This is a genomic window from Planococcus alkaliphilus, from assembly GCF_057031095.1.
Map to the genome: position 1 here is coordinate 1300343 of NZ_CM168060.1, position 24340 is coordinate 1324682.

At 44.2% G+C, this 24340-nt stretch carries 26 protein-coding genes; 21 read left to right on the top strand and 5 right to left on the bottom strand.

The features are described from left to right. Nucleotides 1-5: 5 nt before the first annotated feature. Nucleotides 6-719, top strand: a complete 714-nt coding sequence (locus tag AC2EXB_RS06775) for a pseudouridine synthase (RefSeq protein ID WP_235198837.1) — start codon at nucleotides 6-8, stop codon at nucleotides 717-719. Between the two features lie 94 nt (nucleotides 720-813). On the opposite strand, the gene AC2EXB_RS06780 is transcribed toward AC2EXB_RS06775, so the two are convergent. Beyond that, complete coding sequence (locus AC2EXB_RS06780) at nucleotides 814-1035, bottom strand: DeoR family transcriptional regulator (protein ID WP_052652080.1); 222 nt, start codon at nucleotides 1033-1035, stop codon at nucleotides 814-816. A 300-nt stretch (nucleotides 1036-1335) separates the two neighbouring features. Here AC2EXB_RS06780 and pepV point away from each other — a divergent pair, with 300 nt between their 5' ends. The 6 genes from pepV (at nucleotide 1336) to AC2EXB_RS06810 (ending at nucleotide 6750) form a co-directional block, all read left to right on the top strand. Then, nucleotides 1336-2715, top strand: a complete 1380-nt coding sequence (gene pepV / locus AC2EXB_RS06785) for a dipeptidase PepV (protein ID WP_483604182.1) — start codon at nucleotides 1336-1338, stop codon at nucleotides 2713-2715. A 54-nt stretch (nucleotides 2716-2769) separates the two neighbouring features. Continuing rightward, nucleotides 2770-3618, top strand: a complete 849-nt coding sequence (gene dat, locus AC2EXB_RS06790) for a D-amino-acid transaminase (RefSeq protein ID WP_483604183.1) — start codon at nucleotides 2770-2772, stop codon at nucleotides 3616-3618. Nucleotides 3619-3683: 65 nt separating this feature from the next. After that, nucleotides 3684-4232, top strand: a complete 549-nt coding sequence (thpR, locus tag AC2EXB_RS06795) for an RNA 2',3'-cyclic phosphodiesterase (protein ID WP_483604184.1) — start codon at nucleotides 3684-3686, stop codon at nucleotides 4230-4232. A gap of 19 nt (nucleotides 4233-4251) precedes the next feature. Continuing rightward, the gene (locus tag AC2EXB_RS06800) at nucleotides 4252-5166 is read left to right on the top strand and encodes a diacylglycerol/lipid kinase family protein (protein WP_483604185.1); all 915 of its coding nucleotides are present in this window, start codon (nucleotides 4252-4254) and stop codon (nucleotides 5164-5166) included. 62 nt (nucleotides 5167-5228) lie between these two features. Beyond that, the gene (gene trmB / locus AC2EXB_RS06805) at nucleotides 5229-5879 is read left to right on the top strand and encodes a tRNA (guanosine(46)-N7)-methyltransferase TrmB (RefSeq protein WP_483604186.1); all 651 of its coding nucleotides are present in this window, start codon (nucleotides 5229-5231) and stop codon (nucleotides 5877-5879) included. 19 nt (nucleotides 5880-5898) lie between these two features. Then, the gene (locus AC2EXB_RS06810; protein WP_235198844.1) at nucleotides 5899-6750 is read left to right on the top strand and encodes a YtnP family quorum-quenching lactonase; all 852 of its coding nucleotides are present in this window, start codon (nucleotides 5899-5901) and stop codon (nucleotides 6748-6750) included. Between the two features lie 42 nt (nucleotides 6751-6792). Here the strand turns inward: AC2EXB_RS06810 and AC2EXB_RS06815 are convergent, their stop codons facing one another. Then, nucleotides 6793-7107, bottom strand: coding sequence for a PepSY domain-containing protein (locus AC2EXB_RS06815; RefSeq protein WP_235198845.1), 315 nt, complete (start codon nucleotides 7105-7107; stop codon nucleotides 6793-6795). A 170-nt stretch (nucleotides 7108-7277) separates the two neighbouring features. Between AC2EXB_RS06815 and AC2EXB_RS06820 the strand changes: the two genes are divergently transcribed. From AC2EXB_RS06820 to ccpA, 13 genes are all read left to right on the top strand, one after another. Beyond that, nucleotides 7278-8351 (top strand): M42 family metallopeptidase, encoded by a 1074-nt coding sequence (locus AC2EXB_RS06820; protein WP_483604187.1) that lies wholly within the window; start codon nucleotides 7278-7280, stop codon nucleotides 8349-8351. Nucleotides 8352-8409: 58 nt separating this feature from the next. Beyond that, on the top strand, nucleotides 8410-8931 hold the full coding sequence (locus tag AC2EXB_RS06825; RefSeq protein WP_235198847.1) for a DUF84 family protein: 522 nt from the start codon (nucleotides 8410-8412) through the stop codon (nucleotides 8929-8931). Nucleotides 8932-8994: 63 nt separating this feature from the next. After that, nucleotides 8995-9510 (top strand): hypothetical protein, encoded by a 516-nt coding sequence (locus AC2EXB_RS06830; RefSeq protein ID WP_483604188.1) that lies wholly within the window; start codon nucleotides 8995-8997, stop codon nucleotides 9508-9510. 11 nt (nucleotides 9511-9521) lie between these two features. Next, the gene (locus AC2EXB_RS06835; protein WP_235198849.1) at nucleotides 9522-9839 is read left to right on the top strand and encodes a thioredoxin family protein; all 318 of its coding nucleotides are present in this window, start codon (nucleotides 9522-9524) and stop codon (nucleotides 9837-9839) included. A 95-nt stretch (nucleotides 9840-9934) separates the two neighbouring features. Beyond that, complete coding sequence (locus AC2EXB_RS06840; RefSeq protein WP_251478391.1) at nucleotides 9935-10750, top strand: DUF1444 family protein; 816 nt, start codon at nucleotides 9935-9937, stop codon at nucleotides 10748-10750. Next, on the top strand, nucleotides 10747-11355 hold the full coding sequence (gene ytpR / locus AC2EXB_RS06845) for a YtpR family tRNA-binding protein (RefSeq protein ID WP_483604189.1): 609 nt from the start codon (nucleotides 10747-10749) through the stop codon (nucleotides 11353-11355). Before AC2EXB_RS06840 ends, ytpR begins: the two co-directional genes overlap by 4 nt. 6 nt (nucleotides 11356-11361) lie before the next feature. Further along, nucleotides 11362-14136, top strand: coding sequence for a DNA translocase FtsK (locus tag AC2EXB_RS06850; RefSeq protein ID WP_483604190.1), 2775 nt, complete (start codon nucleotides 11362-11364; stop codon nucleotides 14134-14136). A 162-nt stretch (nucleotides 14137-14298) separates the two neighbouring features. Then, nucleotides 14299-15612, top strand: a complete 1314-nt coding sequence (murC, locus tag AC2EXB_RS06855; RefSeq protein WP_483604191.1) for a UDP-N-acetylmuramate--L-alanine ligase — start codon at nucleotides 14299-14301, stop codon at nucleotides 15610-15612. Between the two features lie 283 nt (nucleotides 15613-15895). Then, the gene (locus AC2EXB_RS06860; protein WP_483604192.1) at nucleotides 15896-16387 is read left to right on the top strand and encodes a DUF948 domain-containing protein; all 492 of its coding nucleotides are present in this window, start codon (nucleotides 15896-15898) and stop codon (nucleotides 16385-16387) included. 25 nt (nucleotides 16388-16412) lie between these two features. Continuing rightward, a complete protein-coding gene (locus tag AC2EXB_RS06865; protein WP_483604193.1) occupies nucleotides 16413-17147 on the top strand; it encodes a YtxH domain-containing protein in 735 nt (244 codons plus the stop codon). Nucleotides 17148-17163: 16 nt separating this feature from the next. Beyond that, nucleotides 17164-17493, top strand: a complete 330-nt coding sequence (ytxJ, locus tag AC2EXB_RS06870) for a bacillithiol system redox-active protein YtxJ (RefSeq protein WP_235198856.1) — start codon at nucleotides 17164-17166, stop codon at nucleotides 17491-17493. 167 nt (nucleotides 17494-17660) lie between these two features. Beyond that, nucleotides 17661-18746, top strand: a complete 1086-nt coding sequence (locus tag AC2EXB_RS06875) for a bifunctional 3-deoxy-7-phosphoheptulonate synthase/chorismate mutase (protein ID WP_235198857.1) — start codon at nucleotides 17661-17663, stop codon at nucleotides 18744-18746. Nucleotides 18747-18841: 95 nt separating this feature from the next. Then, nucleotides 18842-19840, top strand: a complete 999-nt coding sequence (gene ccpA, locus AC2EXB_RS06880) for a catabolite control protein A (RefSeq protein ID WP_483604194.1) — start codon at nucleotides 18842-18844, stop codon at nucleotides 19838-19840. Nucleotides 19841-19868: 28 nt separating this feature from the next. Here ccpA and AC2EXB_RS06885 read toward each other — a convergent pair whose 3' ends face one another. Genes AC2EXB_RS06885 through AC2EXB_RS06895 form a run of 3 tightly spaced genes read right to left on the bottom strand, consistent with a single transcriptional unit; the run spans nucleotide 19869 to nucleotide 22314 of the window. Continuing rightward, complete coding sequence (locus tag AC2EXB_RS06885) at nucleotides 19869-21047, bottom strand: acetoin utilization protein AcuC (protein WP_483604195.1); 1179 nt, start codon at nucleotides 21045-21047, stop codon at nucleotides 19869-19871. Continuing rightward, nucleotides 21017-21661, bottom strand: coding sequence for an acetoin utilization AcuB family protein (locus AC2EXB_RS06890; RefSeq protein ID WP_483604196.1), 645 nt, complete (start codon nucleotides 21659-21661; stop codon nucleotides 21017-21019). Before AC2EXB_RS06890 ends, AC2EXB_RS06885 begins: the two co-directional genes overlap by 31 nt. Nucleotides 21662-21681: 20 nt before the next feature. After that, nucleotides 21682-22314: a GNAT family N-acetyltransferase gene (locus AC2EXB_RS06895; RefSeq protein WP_483604197.1), complete on the bottom strand. Its 633-nt coding sequence runs from the start codon at nucleotides 22312-22314 to the stop codon at nucleotides 21682-21684. Nucleotides 22315-22484: 170 nt separating this feature from the next. Here AC2EXB_RS06895 and acsA point away from each other — a divergent pair, with 170 nt between their 5' ends. Then, nucleotides 22485-24203, top strand: coding sequence for an acetate--CoA ligase (acsA, locus tag AC2EXB_RS06900; RefSeq protein WP_483604198.1), 1719 nt, complete (start codon nucleotides 22485-22487; stop codon nucleotides 24201-24203). Nucleotides 24204-24340 lie beyond the last annotated feature (137 nt).

Genomic DNA, 24340 nt, shown 5'->3' on the forward strand with positions numbered 1-24340 from the left:
ATTACATGCGCATCGATAAGTTTCTGTCGAATATGGGGTATGGCTCCAGAAAAGAAGTGAAAATTTTACTGAAATCAAAAGCGGTTGAAGTGAATGGATCGGAAATCCGAGATCCGAAAGTGCATATAAACGAGCTTTCGGACGAGGTAACGGTCGGCGGAGAACGTGTGGAATATGCGGAATTCATCTATTTGCTGATGAATAAACCGCAAGGCGTGATTTCAGCGACGGAAGACAAATACGACCAAACGGTCATTGATCTGCTAGCAGATGAAGAACAGAACTTTGAACCGTTTCCGGTAGGGCGTTTGGATAAAGATACAGAAGGCTTTCTTTTGCTGACGAACGATGGAAAACTTGCCCACGAACTCTTGTCACCAAAGAAACACGTAGACAAAAGATATTTCGCAATCATAGACGGGGAAGTTACCGCAGAAGATGGAGCGGCTTTTGAAAATGGAGTCGTTCTCGACGATGGCTACAAAACAAAGCCGGCTGTGTTGAAAATCCTGGAAAGCGGTGCTGTCTCAGAAATTGAATTGACGATTACGGAAGGAAAATTTCATCAAGTCAAGCGGATGTTCCAAAGCGTGGGAAAAGAAGTCACGTATTTAAAGCGTTTATCGATGGGGCCGCTGGAATTAGATCCGGCGCTTGCGCTCGGCGAATACCGCCATTTAACGGAAGAAGAAATTGACCAATTAAAACAAAGAAAATGACCGCAGCCTTTGCGGTCATTTTCTTTGTTAAGAAGTTTTTCTGAGCTGTCTGTAAGATCGGCTTTCCTGTAGTCCAGGCGCTTGCGCTTTTCTATCAGGAAGTCATCTTCACCTTTTTATGCGTCGTTGTCCATTTGCCGCGAGTTGGACTCGTCACCAAATCGTTAAAGGCTAACACATTCAAATCTCTTTGAATGGTGCGAGGAGTGATGCCGAATTCATCGACTAGATCTTGCGTAGTTACAGTTCCGTTGTCACGGATGTACTTATACATATCTTTGATTCGAATGAGCATACGATCAGTTGTAGGTTTCATGTAAGAGAACCACTCCTTCATCTTTTTTCCCATAGGCAAAGACTAGCGGACGGATTGTTGAGGTATACTCAACGGTTTTGAAATAATTGCCAAAGACAGCCCCTTTTCTTAATAAATATGTCAAACCTATTATCTGACAATTTGATTATATCGAAAAAGTAATTGAATATCCATATTTTTTAACGAATTCACACAAACTTAATAAATGAAATCGGTTTTTTTCCGTTGATTTTAAGGAACATCCTTCAAAAAAATCCAAAAAGGTGTACAATAGCTTTAATTAAAAAAGGGGAGTGAATCATGGACTGGCTACAAGAAGCAGAAAAAAGAAGAGAAAGCATGATAAAAGAATTGCAGCAATTGCTTGCGATTCCGAGTGTGTTGAGTGAAGAGACAGCACCAGATGCCCCTTTTGGCAAGGATGTAAAACAAGCGCTCGATTGGTTTTTGGCGAAAGGCGAGGAAAAGGGCTTTGAAGCGAAAAATGTTGCGGACGTTGCCGGCCATCTGGAAATCGGCACTGGTGAAGAATTGCTTGGAATTTTAGGGCATGTCGATGTTGTGCCTGTTGGCGATGGCTGGACAAAAGATCCATTTGGCGGTGAAATTGAAAACGGCAAATTATATGGCAGAGGCGCCATTGATGATAAAGGTCCCACTATTGCAGCTTGGACAGCTTTAAACATCGTCAAAGAAGCCGGCTTTGAATTTTCAAAACGGATCCGCTTAATTATTGGAACAGATGAGGAAAGTGGATTCCGGTGCGTCGACCGTTATTTCGAGACAGAAGAAATGCCGACGATCGCGTTTGCGCCGGATGCGGATTTCCCGATCATCAATGCCGAAAAAGGCATCGCGGGCATCCGTTTTTCCAAAAACATCTGGGAAATGCCGGATGAATTGATTTCCTTTGTTTCAGGCAAACGGACGAATATGGTGCCGGATTTGGCAGAAGCGGTAGTTGAAGGGGAGCTTCCACAGTGGCAGCAAGCATTTGAAGAATTTTGCACCGCTCACTCGGTTTCAGGGTCGGCTGAAAAACAAGGGGAAGAAGTTAAGTTGCTTCTCTCTGGGAAATCCGCCCATGCGATGGAGCCGGACCACGGAGTGAACGCGGGAATTCTACTGGCACTGTTTTTAAAAGATCATCTGACTGGAGACGGCCAGGAATTCGCCGAATTCATTTCAAATAACTTTTATCAGGATTCTCGTGGACGCAGATTGGGCTTGGACTTTACCGATGAAGTTTCTGGAGACACGACATTCAACGCGGGCATCTTCCGCTTTGAACGGAACGAGTCGGCGACCATTGACATTAGCATGCGCTATTCGATCACGTACCCGTTTGATGAAAAAGTGAAGAAGCTTGGATTGCTTGGATACGAATTGACGGTTGAATCCAATTCCCCTCCACATCATGTAGATGAAAATGATCCGTTCATCAAAACGCTTCAGCAAGCTTATGAACGGCAGACGGGCGACAAGGCCGATCTATTAGCAATCGGCGGAGGCACCTATGCACGCGTGCTTGATAAAGGCGTTGCATTCGGCATGCTGTTCCCAGGTGAAAAAGATGTTGCCCATCAAGCGGATGAATTTGTCGATATCGACAATTTGATTAAAGCGACTGCGATTTATGCAGAAGCGATCTATGAATTAGCTTGCAAGAAGAACGACTGAACCATATTTATTGCCGCACGAGCCAAACAGAAAATGAGAAAAGAGGGACTGCTGATGGATTGGATATTGCATAATGATGAATTTATTCGTGAAGAGGAATTGAACATTTCAAAAGAAGACCGAGGTTATCAATTCGGCGACGGGATCTACGAAGTAATCCGTGTGTATGAAGGCAATCTATTCACTGCAGAAGAACATATTGACCGTTTTTACGAAAGTGCTGAAAAGATTAAAATCATCATTCCTTATACAAAGGATGTCTTCCATAAATTGATGTATGATTTGGTGGAAATGAATGAAATCGAAAATGGGCAAGTTTATGTGCAGCTTACACGCGGCGCATATACGCGTCAGCACCAATTCCCATCCGATACGTCACCAGTGCTTGTCGCTTATACAAAAACGGTAGAGCGTCCGCTTGAATTGATGGAAACAGGTGTCCATGCGAAATTTATCGAAGACATCCGCTGGCTGCGCTGCGATATCAAAAGCTTGAACTTGCTCGGGAATATCCTGGCGAAGCAGGAAGCGTACGAAGCGGGTTGTTTTGAAGCGGTTCTGCACCGCGGCGAAGTCATCACCGAAGGATCTTCTTCCAATATGTATGGCTTGAAAAACGGGATTCTTTATACACATCCGGCAACGAATTTGATTTTAAACGGAATTACACGCCGCGTGATCCTAAACTTATGTGCGGATCTTGACATCGAAGTCCAAGAACTCGCTTTCACTAAAACTCAAGCTTTGGAAATGGATGAGTTCTTCATGTCTTCAACGACTTCAGAGGTAATGCCGATTGTCCAGATTGATGGACAGAAAATCGGAGAAGGCGTTCCTGGTGAACTTACACGAAAATTGCAGGAAGCTTTTGAAGCAAATCTTAAATTGACTGTGAAATCTTAATAAAGTGGCCGGCGAAAGCCGGCCGCTATTTTTTTGTTCCTCCGCAAATGGTAGAATGAAGAGAGGTGAAGCTGGTGGAAGCCCATTATTTTATTGGCATTAAAATTCCTGCTAGTGCAGCGGCTGCTTTGGAGCAGGCAAGAAATTCCTGGGAAATGGATAGCCATAAACGTTACACAGCACCGGAAGATATGCATTTGACGCTCGTGTTTATCGGCAATGATCCGAACGGAGAAATCACGAAAGCTTCGGAAGCTTTAAAGGAAATTGATCACGCCGCGTTTAAGTTGACGATTAATGGCGTCGAAGTTTTTGGGAACCCTGAAACGCCGCGCATCGTTTATGCGGCAGTCGAAGAAAGCGAAGAACTTCAGAAGCTGCAAGCTAAAGTAAAAGAGAAAGTCTTGGAATTTCAGATGAATCCTGATTTGAAGCCATTCGTGCCTCATATTACGCTAGCAGCAAAATGGAAAGGCGGTCCTCCGGTTAATCAGGAGTGGCAGCTAAAACCCATTACGTTTACTGTGGATCGCTTTACCATATTCCGAATTGCACCTGGACAAACCCCAAAATATATCGAAGAGTTTACTTATCATTTGAAAGAAGGCGTTTAATGCGCCAAGATGAGGTCACATGAAAACATTATTTATCATCAATCCAGCAGCCGGAAACGGCAGATCCTTAAAAAAGTGGAGAAGTTTCAAAAAAACACTGGATTTTCCTTTTGAAGCGGAAATCACCGAATACGCCGGCCACGCCATCCAAATCGTCAAATCTTTGCATCAATCGCAAAATTCCTATTTGGTAATCGGATTTGGCGGAGATGGTACACAGCGGGAAATCACCATCGGAGCAGCAGGGGCGAATAATCTCGTGATCGGTTCTGTTGCAGCAGGTTCAGGCAATGATTTTGGCAGGGGGTTCCAGTCATTCAAGGATGGCCCAGCTATTGCACGATACCTGCAGTCGCCGAAAAGCGCAGCCTGTGATCTTGGTGAATTCAGCAACGGAGAAGTGCATCAATTCGTCAGCAGCAGCGGCATTGGATTTGATGCGGAGATCAGTGATATCGTCAATCGTTCTTCGCTGAAAAAACAGTTGAACCGCATCGGCGCTGGAAAACTCGTTTATTTGATGTATGTGATTCTAACGTTGATCCGTTTTCAGAAATTCGATTTAATGGTCCAACTTGATGGAGATGAAAAAGAGTTCCATGACGTTTGGTTTGCAACCATTCATAACCAGGCGTATTTTGGCGGCGGCATGAAAATTTCCCCTCATTCGAAAACAAATGACGGTGTACTTGAATTGACAGTGGTCCATGGAATTTCGCGCTTGAAACTGTTGCTGGTCTTTGGTACGGTTTTTAGCGGAACCCATACACGCTTTAAAGAAGTGGCTCAGTTCAGCGCCAAGGAAATTTCGGCCAAGACTCCTCATCACTCAATTTACCGGCATGTCGATGGGGATGCGATTGCCAAGACGAATTTAGAGGAAACGGTGAATTATGCGGTGAGCGCTTCCAAATGGCAGGTTATCCAGCAATAAGAAAAAAGAAAAACAAAGGCAAATTGCCTGCTTATTATTATAAGAAAGAAAGAGGATGTAAAATGAGAGCACGCTATAAACCATGGGCAGCGGAGTTAATTGAATCGCACCCTGAAATCGTTATTCCTGAACCAACTTTGTTAAAAGGCAAATGGCAGCAAGAATTTGGCAACGCACAGCCGCTTCACATTGAAGCCGGCACTGGAAAAGGGCGCTTCATTGTCGGAATGGCAAAAGCGAACCCGGAAATCAATTATATCGGGATCGAATTGTTCGACAGCGTCATTGTTACAGCACTTGAATCTGTATTGGAAAGTCCGGAAGGCTTGCCAAACCTTCGACTCCTGCGTGTCGATGCCAAGAATCTGGCAGATTACTTTGAGAAAGCGGAAGTGGATCGCTTGTATCTGAACTTTTCAGATCCTTGGCCGAAAACACGCCATGCAAAACGCCGCTTGACGCATGAATCGTTCTTGGAGATTTATCAATCAATCTTGCCAGAAAACGGCGAAATCCATTTTAAAACAGACAACCGCGGACTTTTCGAATATTCATTGGTGAGCATTTCAGAATACGGAATGCTATTGAAAGATGTTTCCTTGGATCTTCATGCGAATGAACCGGAATGGAACATCATGACCGAATACGAAGAGAAGTTCTCTAAAAAGGGCCAACCGATTTACCGCATGGAAGCGCAGTTTCAAGTAAATTAATTCACAAGGGGGATTTATAGTGGAGAAATTTCAATTTCACGATATGGCATTAACGTGGTTAGACGGAGGAACGACTTGGCTTGACGGCGGCACGATGTTTGGGGTGGTGCCGAAAGTCGTCTGGTCAAAACGTTATCCGGTCAATGAAGAAAATCAGATTGAACTGCCGACCCACCCGATTCTTGTTCAGTATGAAGGCCATAATATTATCATCGACAGCGGTCTCGGTTCCGGAAAATTGACTGATCGCCAAAAGCGTAATTTAGGGGTTTCTTCAGAATCCCGTATCGAAGAAAACTTGACTGAACTCGGGTTGACGGTAGAAGACATCGATACCGTAATCATGACGCATCTACACGGTGACCATGCTGCTGGGCTCACGAAACTGCAAGGAGAAGAATATGTGCCGGTTTTCCCGAATGCGAAAATCCATGTTTCCGCAGTGGAATGGGAAGAAATGCAAAATCCGAATATCCGTTCCAAAAATACATATTGGAAAGAAAACTGGGAGCCGATCGTCAGCCAAGTGGAAACATTTGAAGGGGAAAAGACCTTGTTCGACGCCTTTACAATGATCCATACTGGGGGACATTCCAACGGACACAGCGTAGTCAAAATGGAAAGCGGCGGCGAAACCATTCTGCATATGGGGGATATCATGCCGACGCACGCCCATCAAAATCCGCTTTGGGTATTAGCCTACGACGATTACCCGATGGACTCGATTTTTGCCAAAGAGAAGTTGATGAAAGAAGCATTGGATAAAGGCTACTATTTCTCCTTCTACCACGATGCCTATTTCCGCATTTTAAAATGGAGCAGCGACGGCAAGGAAATCGTCGAATCTGTCGTATACAAACAAAAGCCATAAGAAAAGGAGCCGGGTTGACCGGCTCCTTTTTAAATAGGAAAATTAAACTTTCGTAACTTCAAGAACAGCGCCAGTGTAGGCATCTGCAAGGAATTCGAATTGCTCGAGTTCATCCTGGCTGTGGCGTGTAATGCCGCCTTTATAAACTTCAGTCGTGATTGCGTGCTGTTTGTATGGCTCGGTTTTCATGAAAATCCACGAGCCGTCAATCGGACCTTCTTCTTTAAATGCTGCTTTAACGCTGCTTAATACATCGTCTGCAGGGTAGAGCTTTTCTTTCCGGTCATAAACTTCTTTGATGATGAAAGTGGCTGCTACACCTGTAACAAAGCCGATCAATAAATCACGATTCTTCACTGAAATCCCTCCTATACGTACTGTTTAAATTGTACCATAGAAGTTTTCGATGCGAAATTAAAAGGGAATGCAGAGGCAAATTCTTTCGAAAAACGAAATACAAAGCTGGAAATAAACTGATAAAAGAACTAAACTAGTTAAAGGCAATTTATTTAGGGGGAATTAGACGCATGAATAGTGAAACGAAAGAGTTATTTAAAACCTTAACGGAACTTCCAGGAGCACCAGGAAATGAGCATGCAGTCAGAAAGTTCATGAGACAGGAACTTGGAAAATATTCCGATGAATTGATTCAAGATAATCTTGGAAGTGTCTTTGGCGTTAAGCATGGACAAGAGAATTCGCCAAGAATTATGGTAGCAGGACATATGGACGAAGTTGGATTCATGGTCACTCAAATTACCGACAACGGCATGATCCGTTTTCAGCCTTTAGGCGGCTGGTGGAACCAAGTGATGCTCGCCACGCGAGTCGAAATCATTGCAGGCGATCGAATTATCCCGGGTGTGATCGGATCGATTCCTCCGCATCTACTGAGCGATGAGCTGCGCAGCAAACCGATGGAAATCAAGAATATGCTGATTGATATCGGAGCTGACGATAGAGAAGATGCGTTGTCGTTTGGCGTTCGTCCTGGCCAGCAAATTGTTCCTTTCAGCCCGTTTACGCCGATGGCCAATGACAAGAAAATCATGGCCAAAGCTTGGGACAACCGCTACGGGTGCGGATTAGCCATTGAACTATTGAAAGAATTGAAAGATGAAAAACTGCCGAACCAATTATTCTCAGGGGCAACGGTTATGGAAGAAGTCGGACTTCGCGGCGCTCAAACCGCTTCGACGATGATCAATCCGGACATTTTCTTTGCGCTTGATGCTAGCCCGGCAAACGATGCCAATGGCAATAAAAACGAATTCGGCCAGCTTGGAAAAGGAACACTCCTGCGAATTACAGATAAGAGCATGGTTACACATCGCGGCATGCGGGAATTTATCTTGGACATGGCGGAGACCCACAGCATTCCCTACCAATATTTCGTTTCACAAGGCGGAACCGATGCCGGAAGAGTCCATTTGACGAACGAAGGGGTGCCAAGTTCAGTCATCGGCATTTGTTCGCGGTACATCCATACATCGGCATCAATTATCCACACAGACGATTATGCGGCAGCCAAAGAGTTGTTGATCAAACTCGTAAAAGCAGCAGATCAGACCACTGTAGATACCATTAAACAAAACGCTTAAAAAGTGCCTTCGGGCGCTTTTTTTTGAATTAATTTCAAAATAGGAAGGAAGAAGAATCATGGAAAAATTAACTGCGGCGATCGCTTCGAACAATCCGGCAAAAATCAAAGCGGTCTCAGCCGTTTTGGAAAAATTGCAATTCGAAGCCGAAATCGTACCGGTTGAGGCGGAATCCGGCGTTTCAGCCCAACCCTTCTCGTTAGAAGAAACGCGGCAAGGCGCTGTGAACCGAGCTCAGACAGCCCTTCTTGGAGGATTTGATCTTGCGTTCGGACTTGAAGGAGGCGTATACGAATTAGAAGGGGTCCTCTATTTATGCAATTGGGGTGCGCTGGCTACAAAAGAAGGATACGTTTACACAGCTGCAGGTGCACAACTTCCGTTGCCGGAGAGGATTTCTGAACAACTGCGCGCCGGACGGGAATTGGGGCCAGTGATGGACGAATACGCCGGCGAAATCGGAGTACGCCATCATAAAGGGGCAATCGGTATCTTAACGGCAGGGCTCATCAAACGGAATGAAATGTTTGAGCACATCGTCGAACTGTTGGTCGGTCAATTCCTGAAAGACAGCGATTAAGTTGCATGTCCTAGAAAACACCTTTAAAATAAGGGTTAGTAACGAAGTTAGGGAGGAATTTGTGTGCCTCGTAAGAAATTAGGATTGGCAGTTATAGCCGCAGCATTTTTACTTGCCGGATGCGTTGCTACGCCGGAAGAACGGGTAGCGGATGGAATGGAATCCGCAAAATCGGCATTTGAACAACAACCGGAAGATGTGAACGAACAGACAGACCATGTGGAGTTCTATCTGCCGGGAGGCTACACAGTCGAAGAACCTTCTGATGAAAACAATATAATCATTACAAAAGGCAGCGATTCTTTTGTGTTATTTGTGAATCCGAATGAATCGGCAGACAGCCGCTTATTCTACGATCTTCAAAAAGCGAATCCCGAGCAAAAATGGACTGCGGATGAAACTTTCGAAGAAAACGGACGTTTCGGGTTTGCGACTGTCCGAAACATTGCAGAAGACCGCTATGAATTGGTAGTCAGTGCAGGCGGCGTCAAAATGACGACCATTTCCGAAGAAAGTAAAATTGATGGCAATATGAAATGGATGATGAAAACCGTCCGTTCAATCGATAACGAAGAATAGGAGTTTTAACAATGAGAAAATTAGCGAGTGTTGAAGAATTCAATACATTAGCAGCTACAGAATCGGTTGTTTTCATGTTTACTGCTGGATGGTGCCCGGATTGCCGGGTTATCGATCCAATTATGCCGGACGTGGAAACGAAATTCAGCGGCTATACATTTGTATCGGTGGACCGCGATGAGTTTATCGACTTATGCATCGAAAAGGATATTTACGGCATTCCAAGTTTCCTCGCTTATAAAGACGGAGCAGAAGCTGGCCGGTTTGTCAGCAAAGACCGCAAAACGCAAGACGAAATCGAATCATTTATCACGAATTTATCTGCTTAAAGCTCTTCGCTTTAACCAGAATCGGCGGGATAAAAAAATGACGGTTCGCCATTTATGGCAGAACCGTTTATTTTTGAGAGAAAGGATGGAATCCGATGAAATCATTTGAACTTGTAAATATTTTGAGAGAGCGGATGCCAAATCCGCAATTGAATTGGCGTTTCGACCGGGAAAAAAACATGCTTCATATCGAACACGAGGCTTTGAAAAAAGGGACAAGCATTTCTCTGCCTCAAGTGATCAACCGGTATGAAGCAAAAGGGGAACCGGCGATTGATGAAATCGTCTACATCATCACGGAAACATTTGAGGCGATGGAAAAAGAGCTGAAAGGTGAATTGAAATCGACCGAACATATTTTTCCGGTTATCCGTTCCACTTCTTTCCCGGAAGAGTCGAAAGAAGGAAATAAGTTCGTGACGAGTGAACATACTGCAGAAACAAGGATCTATTATGCCTTGGATGCGGGGACTACCTATCGCTTAATTGATGAAAATATGTTAAATTCATTAAGTCTGACAGTGGAGCAGCTCAAGGAAATTGCCAAATTTCAGGTGAAGAAACTGAAAACTGCAGTGAAAGAAGACCATGTAGCAGGCAACGTGTTTTATTTTCTTAACGAAAATGATGGCTATGATGCCTCCCGAATTTTAAATGAGAGTTTTTTAAAAGAGATGAAAACAAAAATCACCGGCGATATGACCGTATCTGTGCCCCATCAGGATGTGCTGATTATTGGAGATATCCGGAACGAAACCGGCTATGATGTGTTGGCCCAAATGGCGATGCACTTTTTCACAAACGGCAAAGTGCCGATCACTTCACTTTCGTTCATCTATGAGGATGGCGAATTGGAACCGATTTTCATTATGGCGAAGAATAGAATAGAAGAGGAGAACGATAAGAAATGAATGCTTTTTACAATAAAAACGGAATTGGCGATGTCCTTTTAGTCCAATTACAGACAGAAACACCAGAAAAAATTCATCCGGAACAAACAGGGGACATTACCTTGATCAAAGACGCTTCTGGCACGATTGCCGGCTTCAATCTGTTTAATGCCAGTGAATACATGGATTTAGGGGGGGCTGCTTCTGTCGAAGTGACGGAAGAAGTGGTCACTGTCCTTCAAAATGCATTGGAGAAAAACGGCGTCGACTATATTTTAGAAGTCGATTTATCGCCAAAATTCGTGGTCGGCTATGTAGAATCGAAAGAAAAACACCCGAATGCGGACAAATTGAATATTTGCCAAGTGGCAGTCGGAACTGAACAATTGCAGATCGTTTGTGGTGCTCCGAATGTAGAAGCCGGCCAAAAAGTGGTAGTTGCGAAAGTTGGAGCTGTTATGCCATCTGGAATGATCATTAAAGATGCAGAGCTTCGCGGAGTCGCATCAAGCGGGATGATTTGTTCTGCAAAAGAATTGGCGTTGCCGAATGCGCCCCAAGAAAAAGGGATACTCGTTTTACCAGAAGATGCAGAAACGGGATCACCATTTGAAGTAAAGGCGTGACGCAAAATGAGTTGGGTTAAAAATTTATGGAGCCGCATGTTCCCTGAAGACACGGAAGAAGATTACGAGGAAGTCGAAAAAGAAACCACTTCGGCTTCTTCGGTTCGTCCTCAAAGAGCACCTTTTCGTTTTCCTGTCATAACGGACGAAGAAAAAGGGTCGTTCATCAAACAGAATCCGAGAAATGACAAATTGGGCGACAGTTTAAGAAGAGGGGATGAGCAGCAGGCGGCACCGAGAAGACGTCCGGTAAATCCGGCTATCCAACGTGCTTTGAATTACGACGCGAAAACCCTCCAGGAAGCCCAGCCAGAAACGCCAAGAGAGCGCACGCCGGTGCGGAATCGCGAGCCGGTTCAAGATTTTGAATCCATTCGGACGTACGAACCGCGCAGGAGCTCCGAACCGCGCAGCTATGAAGCGCCGAAACCAGCCGTTCATTCGTATGAACCGCCTGTGCCGCCGAAAAGCCGCAAATACGAAGCGCCGACAAGCGTTAAAAAAACTCGTCGTTTTGAACCAACCCGCGTACCTTCACCGATTTACGGATACAACGATACTCCGGAAAATCGCATCCATAAGCCGATTGTGAAAAAGGCAACCACTTTTGAGCAATTGAAAAACGATGAGAAGGAAGTTTCAGCGATTCTTGCTGCGACAAAAGCGCCCGCTTTAAATTTTGCCCCGGAAACGGTTGAAGAACCAGAAGCCATGGTACCTCAGCCGACTGATAATCATTCCTCTGATCAGCCTATCGAGCTCTTGGAATCCAAAGAGGAAAAAAAGGCGGTTGAAACGGATTCAAATCCTGAGTCTATTGCTGAAACAATACTGCCAGATCAGGACTTGGCAGATGAAGATAAAGTGATGGAAAACGTGCCGGAACCGGTAGTGGAAGCAACGCTCGAACTTGAATCAGAAGCGATTGAAGCACCGGCTGTAGAACTGCCAATTGTTACAGCTATAGAACCGAGTGCAGAAAAAGAATCGAGCGAAAGCAAAATTGAAAAACCGCTACATACTGAACTTGAAGCCGCTTCAGAATCGCCGGCTAAAACGGTGAAACCAGCTGGAAAACGGGAGAAGACAGTGCCTTTCAATGTATTGATGCTGAAATCGGATAAAGAACGGGTCAAAAAACCGTCCATTCCTGCAGCTACTCCTGCAATTAAAAATAATCCTGACATAAATGTAGTTGAAGCTGAACCGGCGTCTGATAAAAAACAAGCAGCAACGGATGATAAAAAGCTGGAAGTGAACCGGCAAATGATGTCCGAGGTTCTGTCTGCTGAAAAGGAGCCTGAAACTGAACATCCAGAAGTTCTGGAACTGGAAACATTTCAGGATGTGGAAACTGTCACAGAAGTTAAAGCTTACGAACAGCCGGGGACGGATTATCTCCGTCCGCCCGAAAATGATTTAGTGGATGAAGTGTGGATGGAAGAGCAAGGCGAGCGGCTAATTGAAGCGTTATCCCATTTCCAGATTCAAGCCTCTATACTAAGCATTGTCCAAGGGCCTGCTGTTACGCAATTTGAAGTGACAGTGGCACAAGGCGTGAAAGTCAGCAAAATACGTAACTTAGCAGACGATTTGAAATTGGCATTGGCTGCCAAAGATATTCGGATTCAAGCTCCGATTCCCGGGAAAAGCTCAATCGGGATTGAGATCCCGAACCGGAAATCACGGGCTGTCCGCATTTCGGAAGTCATTGAAAGCCGCGTATTTTCAGAGTCGGAATCCCCGTTGGAAGCAGCGCTGGGCCTCGATTTGACCGGGAAACCGGTGACGCTTGATCTTCGGAAAATGCCGCACGGACTGATTGCGGGAGCTACGGGATCCGGGAAAAGCGTGTGCATCAATTCTTTGTTGGTGAGCTTATTGTATAAATCTTCTCCAAGAGATCTAAAGCTTTTGCTGATTGATCCGAAAATGGTCGAATTGGCGCCTTATAACCATATTCCTCATTTGGTCAGTCCGGTCATTACAGATGTAAAAGCGGCTACCGCTTCTTTGAAGTGGGCTGTTGAGGAAATGGAACGGCGTTATCAATTATTTGCCCACGCAGGTGTTCGAGATTTAAACCGTTATAATAAGATGGTGGAAGAAAAAGGCGATTATGCTCAACATCTGCCTTATATCCTGATTGTCATTGATGAATTGGCTGACCTGATGATGATGTCTCCTTCGGATGTTGAAGATGCAATTTGCCGCATTGCGCAAAAAGCAAGAGCGTGCGGAATCCATTTGGTGATTGCGACGCAGCGTCCTTCTGTTGACGTAATTACGGGATTGATCAAATCCAATATCCCGACGCGCATCGCATTTTCGGTTTCTTCCCAAGTGGATAGCCGGACGATTTTGGATACGCAAGGGGCAGAACGCTTGCTTGGCAGGGGAGATATGCTTTACTTAGGGAATGGCATGTCAGCGCCTGTCCGTATTCAAGGCACCTTTGTGACAGATGAAGAAATTGAAGACGTGATTGCCCATGTAAGAGATCAAGGTGAACCGGAATATTTCTTTAAAGAAGAGGAATTGATCAAGCGGGCTAGCGGAGCGGATTTTCAAGATGATTTGTTTGAAGAGGCTTGCCGCTTTATCATGACTCAAGGAAGCGCCTCGACGTCTCTATTGCAGCGGAAATTCCATATCGGCTATAACCGGGCTGCGCGTTTAATGGATCTCCTTGAACAGCATGGTTTTATTTCAGAGCAGAATGGCAGTAAAGCGAGAGCTGTTCTTATGACGGAAGATGATATAGCTGAGGTATTCCAGTAAAAACTTCAAAATACTTGAAAATTAAGAGGAAATATCGGGTATATTGCTCTTTCATAAAAAATGGTATAATCGAGTGATTATGTTTAAACATAAGTAAGCAGCTATTCAGTCCGTCAAACGAATTGATTAGACTAATTTTCAACTCCCACAGGAGGTTCATTTATGACAGTACTACATTTTACCGGCATTAAAGGGTCCGGTATGAGCCCACTTGCGCAGATTATGCACGACATGGGGGAACAGGTCCAAGGCTCGGATATCGAACAGCACTTTTTCACGGAAGACCGTTTGCGTGAAAGAGGCATCACGATTTTGCCTTTTGACGAAAATAATATTCACGAAAACATGACAATTATTGCAGGGAATGCTTTTAATGACCATCACCCTGAACTTGTAAAAGCAAGAGAGCTCGGTGCAACAATCATTCGTTATCATGAATTCCTTGGAGATCTGATGAGTCAATATGTATCGGTCGCTATCACAGGAGCACACGGCAAAACGTCGACTACCGGATTGATGGCGCATGTTCTTGATGGCTATAAACCCGTTTCTTACTTGATCGGAGACGGAACTGGATTTGGTAAAGAGGATTCACATTTCTTTGTTGCAGAAGCGTGTGAATATCGCCGCCATTTCTTGGCTTATCATCCAGATTATGCGATCATGACAAACATCGATTTTGACCATCCGGATTATTTCGCAGGAATCGATGATGTTTTCAATGCATTTGAAGAGATGGCGAAACAAGTGAAAAAATGCATCATAGCATGTGGAGACGATGAATACCTTCAGCGGATTCAAGCGCCGATTCCGGTCGTCTATTATGGATTCGGAGCTGAAAATGACTTTCAGGCAAGAAATGTCGTCAAGTCGACAGAAGGCACGACGTTTGATGTGGTGATCCGCAACGAATTTTACTACACATTCACGATTCCGATGTTCGGCGATCATGCGATATTGAACGCATTGGCAGTAATTTCCCTCTGCCATTACGAAAACATCCCAGCGGAAATCGTTCAGCAGCAATTAGCCGATTTCGAAGGAGTAAAGCGCCGTTTCACGCAAACTGAAATTGGCGGGCATATTCTAATCGATGATTATGCACATCATCCGACTGAAATCCGCGCGACTTTGCAATCTGCACGCCAGAAATTTCCGGACCGGGAACTTGTGGCGATTTTCCAGCCGCACACTTTTACGCGAACACAGACATTTCTACAGGAATTTGCCGATAGTTTAAGCGAAGCTGACCATATTTATCTATGCGATATTTTCGGTTCAGCACGTGAAGAAGCAGGCGTCCTAACGATTCAAGATCTTGAAGAAAAAATTGAAGGCAGTTATATCCTCCAAGCGGATGACGTTAAGCCGTTGCTCGCACATGGACAAGCCGTATTTTTATTTATGGGTGCCGGAGACGTGACCAAGTTCCAAGAAGCCTTCGAGAAACTATTGAAGACTGAGGAAACAGTTTAACTTTTAAAGTTAAGCTGTTTTTTTTGCAAAAATTCGCGAAAAGGAGATTACTATATCCTTAATAGTGGAAAAGGATAAAACGGATTTTGGAAAATCCGAAGAGTAAGGGTGATGGTTTTAAAAAGAATAGTTGACGGGAGTTTCTAATTTTTTAAACCAAATTGTCTTTTCCCTAGGAGGAATTCCTTAAGTTTTGTTGAATTAAGATAAAGTACCGGTGTTTAGGTGTATAAGCAGCGGGGTACAAAAGAGATATAACAGTTTCGCAAAAGGAGGAAAAAGCATGGATTGGCAAATACTGCTTTACATAGCGGCTATCGTAGCAGCTATCGGATTTTTAATTCTATGCGTAGCATTGGCGATGACATTGAATTCGCTGAAGAACACATTGAAAGAGGTAACTGGAACAGTAGCAGGCCTTGAAAATCAATTGCAGGGGGTCACGTTGGAGACGACGAACTTGCTGCACAAAACAAATGAATTAGCTGAAGACATTCAAGTTAAATCTGAAAAACTGAATACAGTAGTAGATGCAGTTAAAGGTGTGGGGAATTCGGTTACGGATTTGAATTCATCCATCCGCCGCGTCACTTCTGAAGTTTCGACTCAAGTCGAAATGAACCAAGATAAGATTGCTCAAGTTGTTCAATGGAGCAATGTCGTCATGGGCATCCGCGATAAGTGGAAAGAGCGTAAAATCTATGAAGCTCGTGCTTCGTCATCTTATGCACCGGTTCCAGGGCAAAAGCAATTGCCTCATAACGATCAATACTAAATTACCATAATGGAGGAATGTTCAAATGACACATAACAATGATAACAACCAACGTCCAACTTATAATGAACCTCAATACAATCGTGATTACTATTCTCAAAACGGCCAGAACTATCAGCAAAATGATTACGTGCCGCAATCTTACGGCATGACGAACCGCTACGATGATCTTTACGATTACGAAGATGAGTCAGGTTCAAAAGACTTTATCATCGGTGCTTTAGTCGGCGGAATCATCGGCGCTGCAACGGCATTGTTCTTAGCGCCTAAATCAGGCAAGGAATTGCGCTCTGATTTAAATACACATGCGACTACTTTAAAAGAGAAAACCTCTACTTATACAGACACTGCCAAAGAAAAATCAGGCGGATTGACGCAGCAAGTCAAAGAGCAGTCTTCTAAAGTTGTCGATAAAGTGAAGAACCTGAAAGGTGGCCAGTCTCCAATGGACGACGGCACAGCTTCGTCAGAAGGCGAAGAATCGATCGAGATGCTGGATACAGTTCAAAATTCAGTAGACCAAGCAGAATCTACAGGCAAGGAAGCATTTACTTCAACTGCGAATGCTTTACGCGAAGCGGTAGAAGAAGTGAAAGAAGAAAAAAAATCGGAGTCTAGCAATAGCTCAAACAACAGCAACAACTCGAACAAAAACCCGAGCAACAGCAATTCATCTAACAACAGCTCAAACAATAACAACTCAAGCAATAAAAACAATAACTCAGGCAATAAAAACAACAACAACAAATCATCAAACTGATGTAGGAGCGGGTTAAATGAAAAATCTAGTGCGTGTACAGGATCTGGACAGTTTGAAGCAGCATGCAGGCAAAGCCCAGCATTACTGGCTATTTAAACACAGCAGTACATGCCCGGTTTCAGCCGCAGCATGGAATGAATTCAATGAATACTGTTCACTGCATCCGAATCAATTGTTTTTGTTTTTAGTGGTTCAGGAAGACCGGGAATTGTCACAAAACATTGCGGAAATTACCGGAATTAAACATGAATCTCCTCAATTATTCCATTTTGCAAGCGAAAAAGTGGATTGGCATGCTTCTCATGGGGATATAACAAGCAAATCCATGACAGAATTTATCGCTTAAAAAGTAAGCTGGAGCCTAGTGCTTCAGCTTTTTTTATTCTAAAACACTTTAGCGCGTTGAATCGCTAAAATAAATTTCGTGACTTTATTGAATACTTTGCTTATAATAGTTCTAATATGTTAATATGAGTCACTAAGTAAGGTGAATCTCGAAAGGGGAAGTAGAAAATGAGCCAATTAGATTTAGAACAGCTTAGAGAAAAAGTTGACGCAGTCAACCTGCAAATCCTTTCTCTTATCAACGAAAGAGCAACAGTCATCCAGGAAATCGGGAAAATCAAAGAAAAACAAGGTGTCAATCGCTACGATCCATTGCGTGAACGCCATATGCTTAACTTATTAAAAGACCATAATAGCGGTCCACTTGATCAAAAGACCGTTGACCATATATTCAAGGAAATTTTCAAATCTGCTTTGGATATGCAAGAAGAAGACCAACGCAAAGCATTGCTGGTTTCCCGTAAAAAGAAATCAGAGGATACAATCATCACGATCAACGGAGAACGCATCGGTGAAGGAACACCTTCATTCATCTTCGGACCGTGTGCAGTTGAATCTCAAGAACAAGTAACGAAAGTGGCAGAAGCTATTGGCGGAAAAGGCCTTCGTTTAATTCGCGGAGGAGCATACAAGCCACGTACTTCCCCTTATGATTTCCAAGGTCTAGGCCTAGAAGGTCTGAAAATGTTGAAAGCGGCAGCGGAGCAATACAATTTGGCTGTCGTATCTGAAATTGTCACACCTTCACATTTGGAAGATGCATTGCCTTACCTGGACGTTGTCCAAGTAGGGGCGCGCAATATGCAGAACTTCGAATTGCTGAAAGCGGTCGGACAAATCAATAAACCGGTTCTTCTAAAAAGAGGGATGGCTGCAACAATCGATGAATTCATCAATGCAGCGGAATACATCATCGCATCAGGAAATGATCAAATCATCCTTTGCGAGCGCGGAATCCGCACTTATGAAAAAGCGACAAGAAATACATTGGATATCTCGGCAGTGCCGATTTTGAAGCAAGAAACACATTTGCCGGTATTTGTTGATGTTACGCATTCCACTGGCCGCCGCGATCTATTATTGCCGGCTGCTAAAGCGGCTATCGCTATCGGAGCTGATGGAGTTATGGCTGAAGTTCATCCAGACCCGGCAGTTGCCTTGTCAGATGCAGCTCAGCAAATGAACTTGCAGCAATTCGACGAATACTACGATTCATTGATGAAATTCATGAAGCAATACGAATTAAAAATGTAAATTCGAAGAGCCGGGCTCCCCGGCTTTTCTTTTTTTAGTTGATTAGATGAAACGCTTTATCGTATGATTATAGATATAGGAAAGGAGGGCGCACCGTGACCGTTACGATTTATGACGTAGCAAGAGAAGCGAATGTATCCATGGCTACCGTTTCGCGAGTAGTGAATGGCAATCAAAACGTAAAACCTGCTACGAGAAAGAAAGTATTAAAAGTAATTGAAGAATTGGGGTATCGCCCTAACGCAGTGGCTAGAGGATTAGCCAGCAAGAAAACCACAACGGTCGGCGTCATCATTCCCGATATTTCAAACAGTATGTATGCAGAACTAGCTCGGGGAATAGAAGACATTGCGACCATGTACCGCTATAACATCATTTTGTCGAACTCAGACCAAAATCAGAATAAGGAACTTCAATTGTTGGAAACAATGCTTGGAAAACAAGTCGATGGCATAGTTTTCATGAGCGATGTTATCTCAACTGAACTTCTTTATGAAATGGAAAGATCGCCAACACCGATCGTTTTAGCCGGATCAATCGATGAAACGAACGCAGTGGCGTCAGTCAATATCGATTATTATGGAGCTGCCTACGAGGCGGTTAAAAAATTGGTCGATAATGGACATAAGAAAATCGCCTTTGTTTCAGGTCCACTAAGCTCTAAAATCAATAGAGACTATAAATTAAAAGCTTACACAGAAGCGTTGTTAGATGCAGGCATTGACTATGATGAGAAACTGGTCGTAGAATGCAATAATTCCTATGACGAAGGCATGGAAGCTGTCTCTACTTTGCAGCCTTATGAGCCAACCGCATATTTTGTCAGCAATGACGAAATGTCCATCGGCGTCATTCATGCGCTTGAAGAAAGCGGAAAAAAAGTGCCTGAGGATGTAGAAATCATCAGCTATGAAAATTCCAAACTGGCACGCATGGCACGTCCGATGCTGACATCGATCGCATTTCCTTTATATGATATCGGAGCCGTTTCCATGCGCTTGCTGACAAAATATATGAACGAAGAAGAAATCGAAGAAAAACAAGTTATTTTGCCGTATCGCATTGAAGAACGCCAATCTACAAAAAACGCATAAAAATAGAGCCCCATTCGGGGCTCTATTTTTATGCGTTTCGAATCATATATAAGGCTTTATTGAGCATCTGGAAGTTCTTGTCGGTTATTTCTTCTTTTCTTGGAATGGCTTGGTACATATTAATGGGATCTTCCCATGTTTTAATTAACGGCACAGGCGATTCAGGCTGCCATTTTGAAATCCATGAATCTGGCAATTGGCCGTTTGGGAGAGGGAAATTATTCATCTCCATCCAGATCATCGACCATGCGCGGGGAACGACACGCCAAATATCGTAGCCTCCGCCGCCTACGGCAATCCATCGGCCCTCACAATACTCATGAGCCAGCTCATGAGCAATTTTAGGGATTTCCTTATAGATATTCATCGTTCCGTATAAATGGGTAAGAGGGTCCAAATAATGGGCGTCAGCACCGTTTTGACTAAGGATGACATCGGGTTTAAAGAATTCAACAATTTCTTTCATTGCGGTCCGGTAGATTTCAAGGAATGACTCATCTTCCGTAAAAGCATCGATGGGAAAATTAAAAGAAGTGCCATAGCCTTGTCCACTCCCGCGCTCATTGATGTTGCCAGTCCCAGGGAACAAATACCTTCCCGTTTCGTGAATGGAAACCGTGCAGACTTCCGGATCGTCATAGAAGCTCCATTGGACGCCATCTCCATGATGGGCGTCTGTATCAATGTACAAAACTCGAGCTCCATATTTTTTCTTAATATAGTTGATGGCAACAGAACTGTCGTTATAAATGCAGAAACCTGAAGCTTTTCCGCGGAACCCGTGATGGAGGCCGCCGCCCAAATTCAACGCATGCTGGGCTTTTCCTTCCATAACATAATCTACAGCGGTCAGTGTGCCGCCAACTAATCTGGCACTTGCTTCGTGCATATTTTCAAAAATGGGAGTATCTTCAGTTCCGATGCCGTAGCTTTCACCGGCTTCCGGTGAGATTTCCCCTCTACTCGCTTTTTTGACAATATCGATATAACGTTCATCATGGGCAAGCAAAAGCTCTTCGTCTGTAGCGACTCGGGCAGGTACAATCAAGTCTTCTGGCAGCGCATTCATTTCGCGGAGAAGATCGATTGTCAGAACGAGCCTTTTTTGATTGAATGGATGCGTATCAGAAAATTTATACCCCAATTGATCTTCTGAGAAAATGAAGACAGCGTGTTTCATTCGTTCATTTGCGGCGCGCTCGGCCATAGGACATCGAAACCTTCTTTTCGTAAGTCATCTATGAGAGCTAGTGGGTTCATGGTCTGAGCGCGGAAAATCAATATCTTGTTCGCTCGGTTATGGCTGTCGGGGTATACGAGCACGCTTAGGATATTGACGTTTTTATCATGAAATACTTTGGAGACATCAAAAAGAACACCGGAACGGTCAGGCACTTTGATTTCAATTTGAGAGCCCGGCTGGTGAGCGCCGGTCAATTCAATGTACTTGTATAAAAGATCGGTCTCCGTGATAAAGCCGACTAGCTTGCCGCTGCTGATAATGGGAAGGCAGCCTATTTGCTGATCGTAGAAAACCACAGCGATTTCTTCAACGAAATCCATTGGATGGGCGGTGATCGGATTCTTGGTCATGATATCTTCAACTTTTTTTTCGTACGCATCTTTCTTAGGAGAAACGGTGAAACGAGAAGGCAAAGCATCTTTTAAATCGCGGTCAGAGACGACGCCGACCACTTTTCCGTTTTCGACTACGGGTGCATGACGGATTCGCTTTTCTTCAAAAAGTTCAAAAACGTTTTGCACGGTCTGCTCTGGAGTTAAAGTTTGAATATCGGTTTTCATAATTTCTTCTATTAACATAGATACACCCCTTTATTCGATTAATACATATAGCGGTTCATGAAACGGAGCTGGTCAAATTGCTGGACAGATGACGGTGGAACCCGGCTGCCGATTCTGGCCATTAAGCAATTGGCAGGATGGGAACTGATTTCAGGATCATCTGTAGCGAAATACTCCAACCCGCCAGCCTGCATCATCTTCTCCATGATTTTACGGTACTCCCAAACATTCAATCCGGTGCCTTTTAAATCCCAATGCCAATAATATTCGGTTGTGATGACGATAAAATCTTCGAAATAATCATCCCGCATCGATAAACGCAGCAAAGATTTCCCAACGCCGCCACCCCGGTATTTAGGGATGATTTCGATGGCCCCAAGTTCAATCAAATCTTTCATTTTTCCTTCTGACCATCGCTCAAGTGGATCGGGGTAGAGGAAAGTCACGTAGCCGACAATGGTATTTTCTGACCGAGCAATGAGAATGCGGCCTTCCGGAAGATCGGCAATTTCGGTAATGGCTTTATGCTGTTGGGCAGGCTGCCTAAACGCTACTAGGTCTTCATGAAATTCAAGCGCTTTCAATTCATTCGAAGGAACGGGCCCTTCAAGAAGCAAAGGTCCGTTCTTTGTTTCTAAATTCATTGAATGGTATTTCTTCGGATGTTCCATCTTTTCACCGCCTATTGGGTACAATTAGGTACATTATACATGAAACGAAAAAGGAAATGGGACTTGGAAAGTGAAATTATCCATTGTTTTCTAAAAAGTTAAAATTATTAGCTTTCAGTTGTCAGAGTGTTGTAGAATATAAGAGAACCAATTGGGAAAGGATGATTTGGATGAAAGTGGAAGCGATACCGGCAAGACAAGGGGAGCATCATCTACATAATTATGAAGACATCGCAGCAGATTTCGACTGGACTGAAGTTGAAAAAGAATTCAGTTGGTATGAAAGCGGTAAAGTAAATATGGCGTACGAAGCGATCGACCGCCACGCTGAATCCTATCGAAAGAATAAAGTAGCTCTATATTACAAAGACTCATCGCGAAACGAGTCTTATACGTTCTATGAAATGAAGCGTATGACAAATCGTGCAGCGAATTTATTGAAATTCCATTCAGAACTGGAAAAAGGCGACCGTATGTTTATTTTCATGCCGCGTTCTCCAGAACTCTATTTTGCAATGTTCGGCGCACTCAAAATGGGCTTGATCGTTGGGCCGTTATTTGAAGCATTTATGGAAGGCGCCATTTACGATCGTTTAGATGACAGCGATGCGAAAGCGATCATCACAACACCGGAATTATTGCCGCGTGTGCCGTTTGACCGGCTGCCGAATCTTAAAACCGTTTTCCTCGTAGGTGAAGAAATTGAAGAAAATGATCATACGGTCGATTTCATGAAGCATCTTCACGGATCTTCCGATAAATTTGAAATCGAATGGCTGGATAAAGAAGACGGTCTAGTCTTGCATTATACATCCGGTTCAACCGGGAAACCGAAAGGCGTTCTTCATGCCCAATATGCCATGGTCCAGCAATATCAGACCGGCAAATGGGTATTGGATCTTCAAGAAGAAGATATTTATTGGTGTACAGCCGACCCAGGCTGGGTTACTGGAACGGCGTATGGCGTTTTTGCTCCTTGGCTGACAGGAACAACGACGGTTATTTTAGGCGGCCGTTTTTCTCCAGATGGATGGTACAAGGCCATTGAAGATTTCGGTGTTACGGTTTGGTACAGTGCGCCAACCGCTTTCCGTATGCTGATGGGTGCAGGAGATGCATTAGTAAAAGAATATGACCTCTCAACGCTTCGCCATGTTCTATCAGTAGGGGAGCCGTTAAATCCGGAAGTGGTGCGTTGGGGTGTCCAAGTATTCGACAAACGAATCCACGATACGTGGTGGATGACTGAAACGGGTGCGCAGACGATCTGCAACTATCCTTCGATGGCGATCAAACCGGGCTCAATGGGCAAACCGGTGCCAGGCATAAAAGTAGCAATTGTGGATGACCAAGGCAATGAACTGGCTCCTAACCAGATGGGGAATCTGGCAATTGAAAAAGGTTGGCCGTCGATGATGCGCCAAATTTGGAACAATCCATCAAAATACGAATCGTATTTCCTGAATGATAAATGGTACGTTTCTGGAGATTCGGCTTATATGGATGAAGAAGGTTATTTCTGGTTCCAGGGCCGTGTAGATGATGTTATCATGACTTCCGGCGAACGCGTTGGCCCATTCGAAGTGGAAAGCAAACTACTCGAACACCCGGCCGTAGCAGAAGCAGGAGTGATCGGAAAACCGGATCCGGTGCGCGGAGAAATCATCAAAGCGTTTGTCGCTTTGAATACGGGTTATGAACCATCAGATGAATTAATCCAAGACATTCAGCAATTCGTCAAAAAAGGATTGGCTGCCCATGCAGCACCAAAAGAAATCGAATTCAAAGACAAATTGCCGAAGACCCGCAGCGGTAAAATCATGCGCCGCGTCTTGAAGGCATGGGAACTCGATTTGCCGACAGGCGATTTGTCAACGATGGAAGATTAAGACGAAAAGCGGAAGCGCCCGGTCAGCTCTGACAAGCGCTGGAGGGCTTTCGGGGAATGGCGCTCTTTGCCATTTGCTGAGAGACCGAAGCGACTCGAGGGGCTGGGCGCTGGAGTCTGGACAAATGAAAAGCGGAA

Excerpts from the sequence above, each read along its gene's own strand:
- trmB (WP_483604186.1), top strand. The coding sequence starts at position 5,229 with ATGAGAGCACGCTATAAACCATGGGCAGCGGAGTTAATTGAATCGCAC.
- AC2EXB_RS06835 (WP_235198849.1), top strand. The coding sequence starts at position 9,522 with ATGAGAAAATTAGCGAGTGTTGAAGAATTCAATACATTAGCAGCTACA.
- AC2EXB_RS06885 (WP_483604195.1), bottom strand. The coding sequence starts at position 21,047 with ATGGCCGAGCGCGCCGCAAATGAACGAATGAAACACGCTGTCTTCATT.
- dat (WP_483604183.1), top strand. The coding sequence starts at position 2,770 with ATGGATTGGATATTGCATAATGATGAATTTATTCGTGAAGAGGAATTG.
- AC2EXB_RS06825 (WP_235198847.1), top strand. The coding sequence starts at position 8,410 with ATGGAAAAATTAACTGCGGCGATCGCTTCGAACAATCCGGCAAAAATC.
- pepV (WP_483604182.1), top strand. The coding sequence starts at position 1,336 with ATGGACTGGCTACAAGAAGCAGAAAAAAGAAGAGAAAGCATGATAAAA.
- ytxJ (WP_235198856.1), top strand. The coding sequence starts at position 17,164 with ATGAAAAATCTAGTGCGTGTACAGGATCTGGACAGTTTGAAGCAGCAT.
- AC2EXB_RS06800 (WP_483604185.1), top strand. The coding sequence starts at position 4,252 with ATGAAAACATTATTTATCATCAATCCAGCAGCCGGAAACGGCAGATCC.
- AC2EXB_RS06875 (WP_235198857.1), top strand. The coding sequence starts at position 17,661 with ATGAGCCAATTAGATTTAGAACAGCTTAGAGAAAAAGTTGACGCAGTC.
- murC (WP_483604191.1), top strand. The coding sequence starts at position 14,299 with ATGACAGTACTACATTTTACCGGCATTAAAGGGTCCGGTATGAGCCCA.
- AC2EXB_RS06865 (WP_483604193.1), top strand. The coding sequence starts at position 16,413 with ATGACACATAACAATGATAACAACCAACGTCCAACTTATAATGAACCT.
- AC2EXB_RS06895 (WP_483604197.1), bottom strand. The coding sequence starts at position 22,314 with ATGGAACATCCGAAGAAATACCATTCAATGAATTTAGAAACAAAGAAC.
- AC2EXB_RS06780 (WP_052652080.1), bottom strand. The coding sequence starts at position 1,035 with ATGAAACCTACAACTGATCGTATGCTCATTCGAATCAAAGATATGTAT.
- acsA (WP_483604198.1), top strand. The coding sequence starts at position 22,485 with ATGAAAGTGGAAGCGATACCGGCAAGACAAGGGGAGCATCATCTACAT.
- AC2EXB_RS06890 (WP_483604196.1), bottom strand. The coding sequence starts at position 21,661 with ATGTTAATAGAAGAAATTATGAAAACCGATATTCAAACTTTAACTCCA.
- ytpR (WP_483604189.1), top strand. The coding sequence starts at position 10,747 with ATGAATGCTTTTTACAATAAAAACGGAATTGGCGATGTCCTTTTAGTC.
- AC2EXB_RS06820 (WP_483604187.1), top strand. The coding sequence starts at position 7,278 with ATGAATAGTGAAACGAAAGAGTTATTTAAAACCTTAACGGAACTTCCA.
- AC2EXB_RS06860 (WP_483604192.1), top strand. The coding sequence starts at position 15,896 with ATGGATTGGCAAATACTGCTTTACATAGCGGCTATCGTAGCAGCTATC.
- AC2EXB_RS06850 (WP_483604190.1), top strand. The coding sequence starts at position 11,362 with ATGAGTTGGGTTAAAAATTTATGGAGCCGCATGTTCCCTGAAGACACG.
- AC2EXB_RS06775 (WP_235198837.1), top strand. The coding sequence starts at position 6 with ATGCGCATCGATAAGTTTCTGTCGAATATGGGGTATGGCTCCAGAAAA.
- AC2EXB_RS06840 (WP_251478391.1), top strand. The coding sequence starts at position 9,935 with ATGAAATCATTTGAACTTGTAAATATTTTGAGAGAGCGGATGCCAAAT.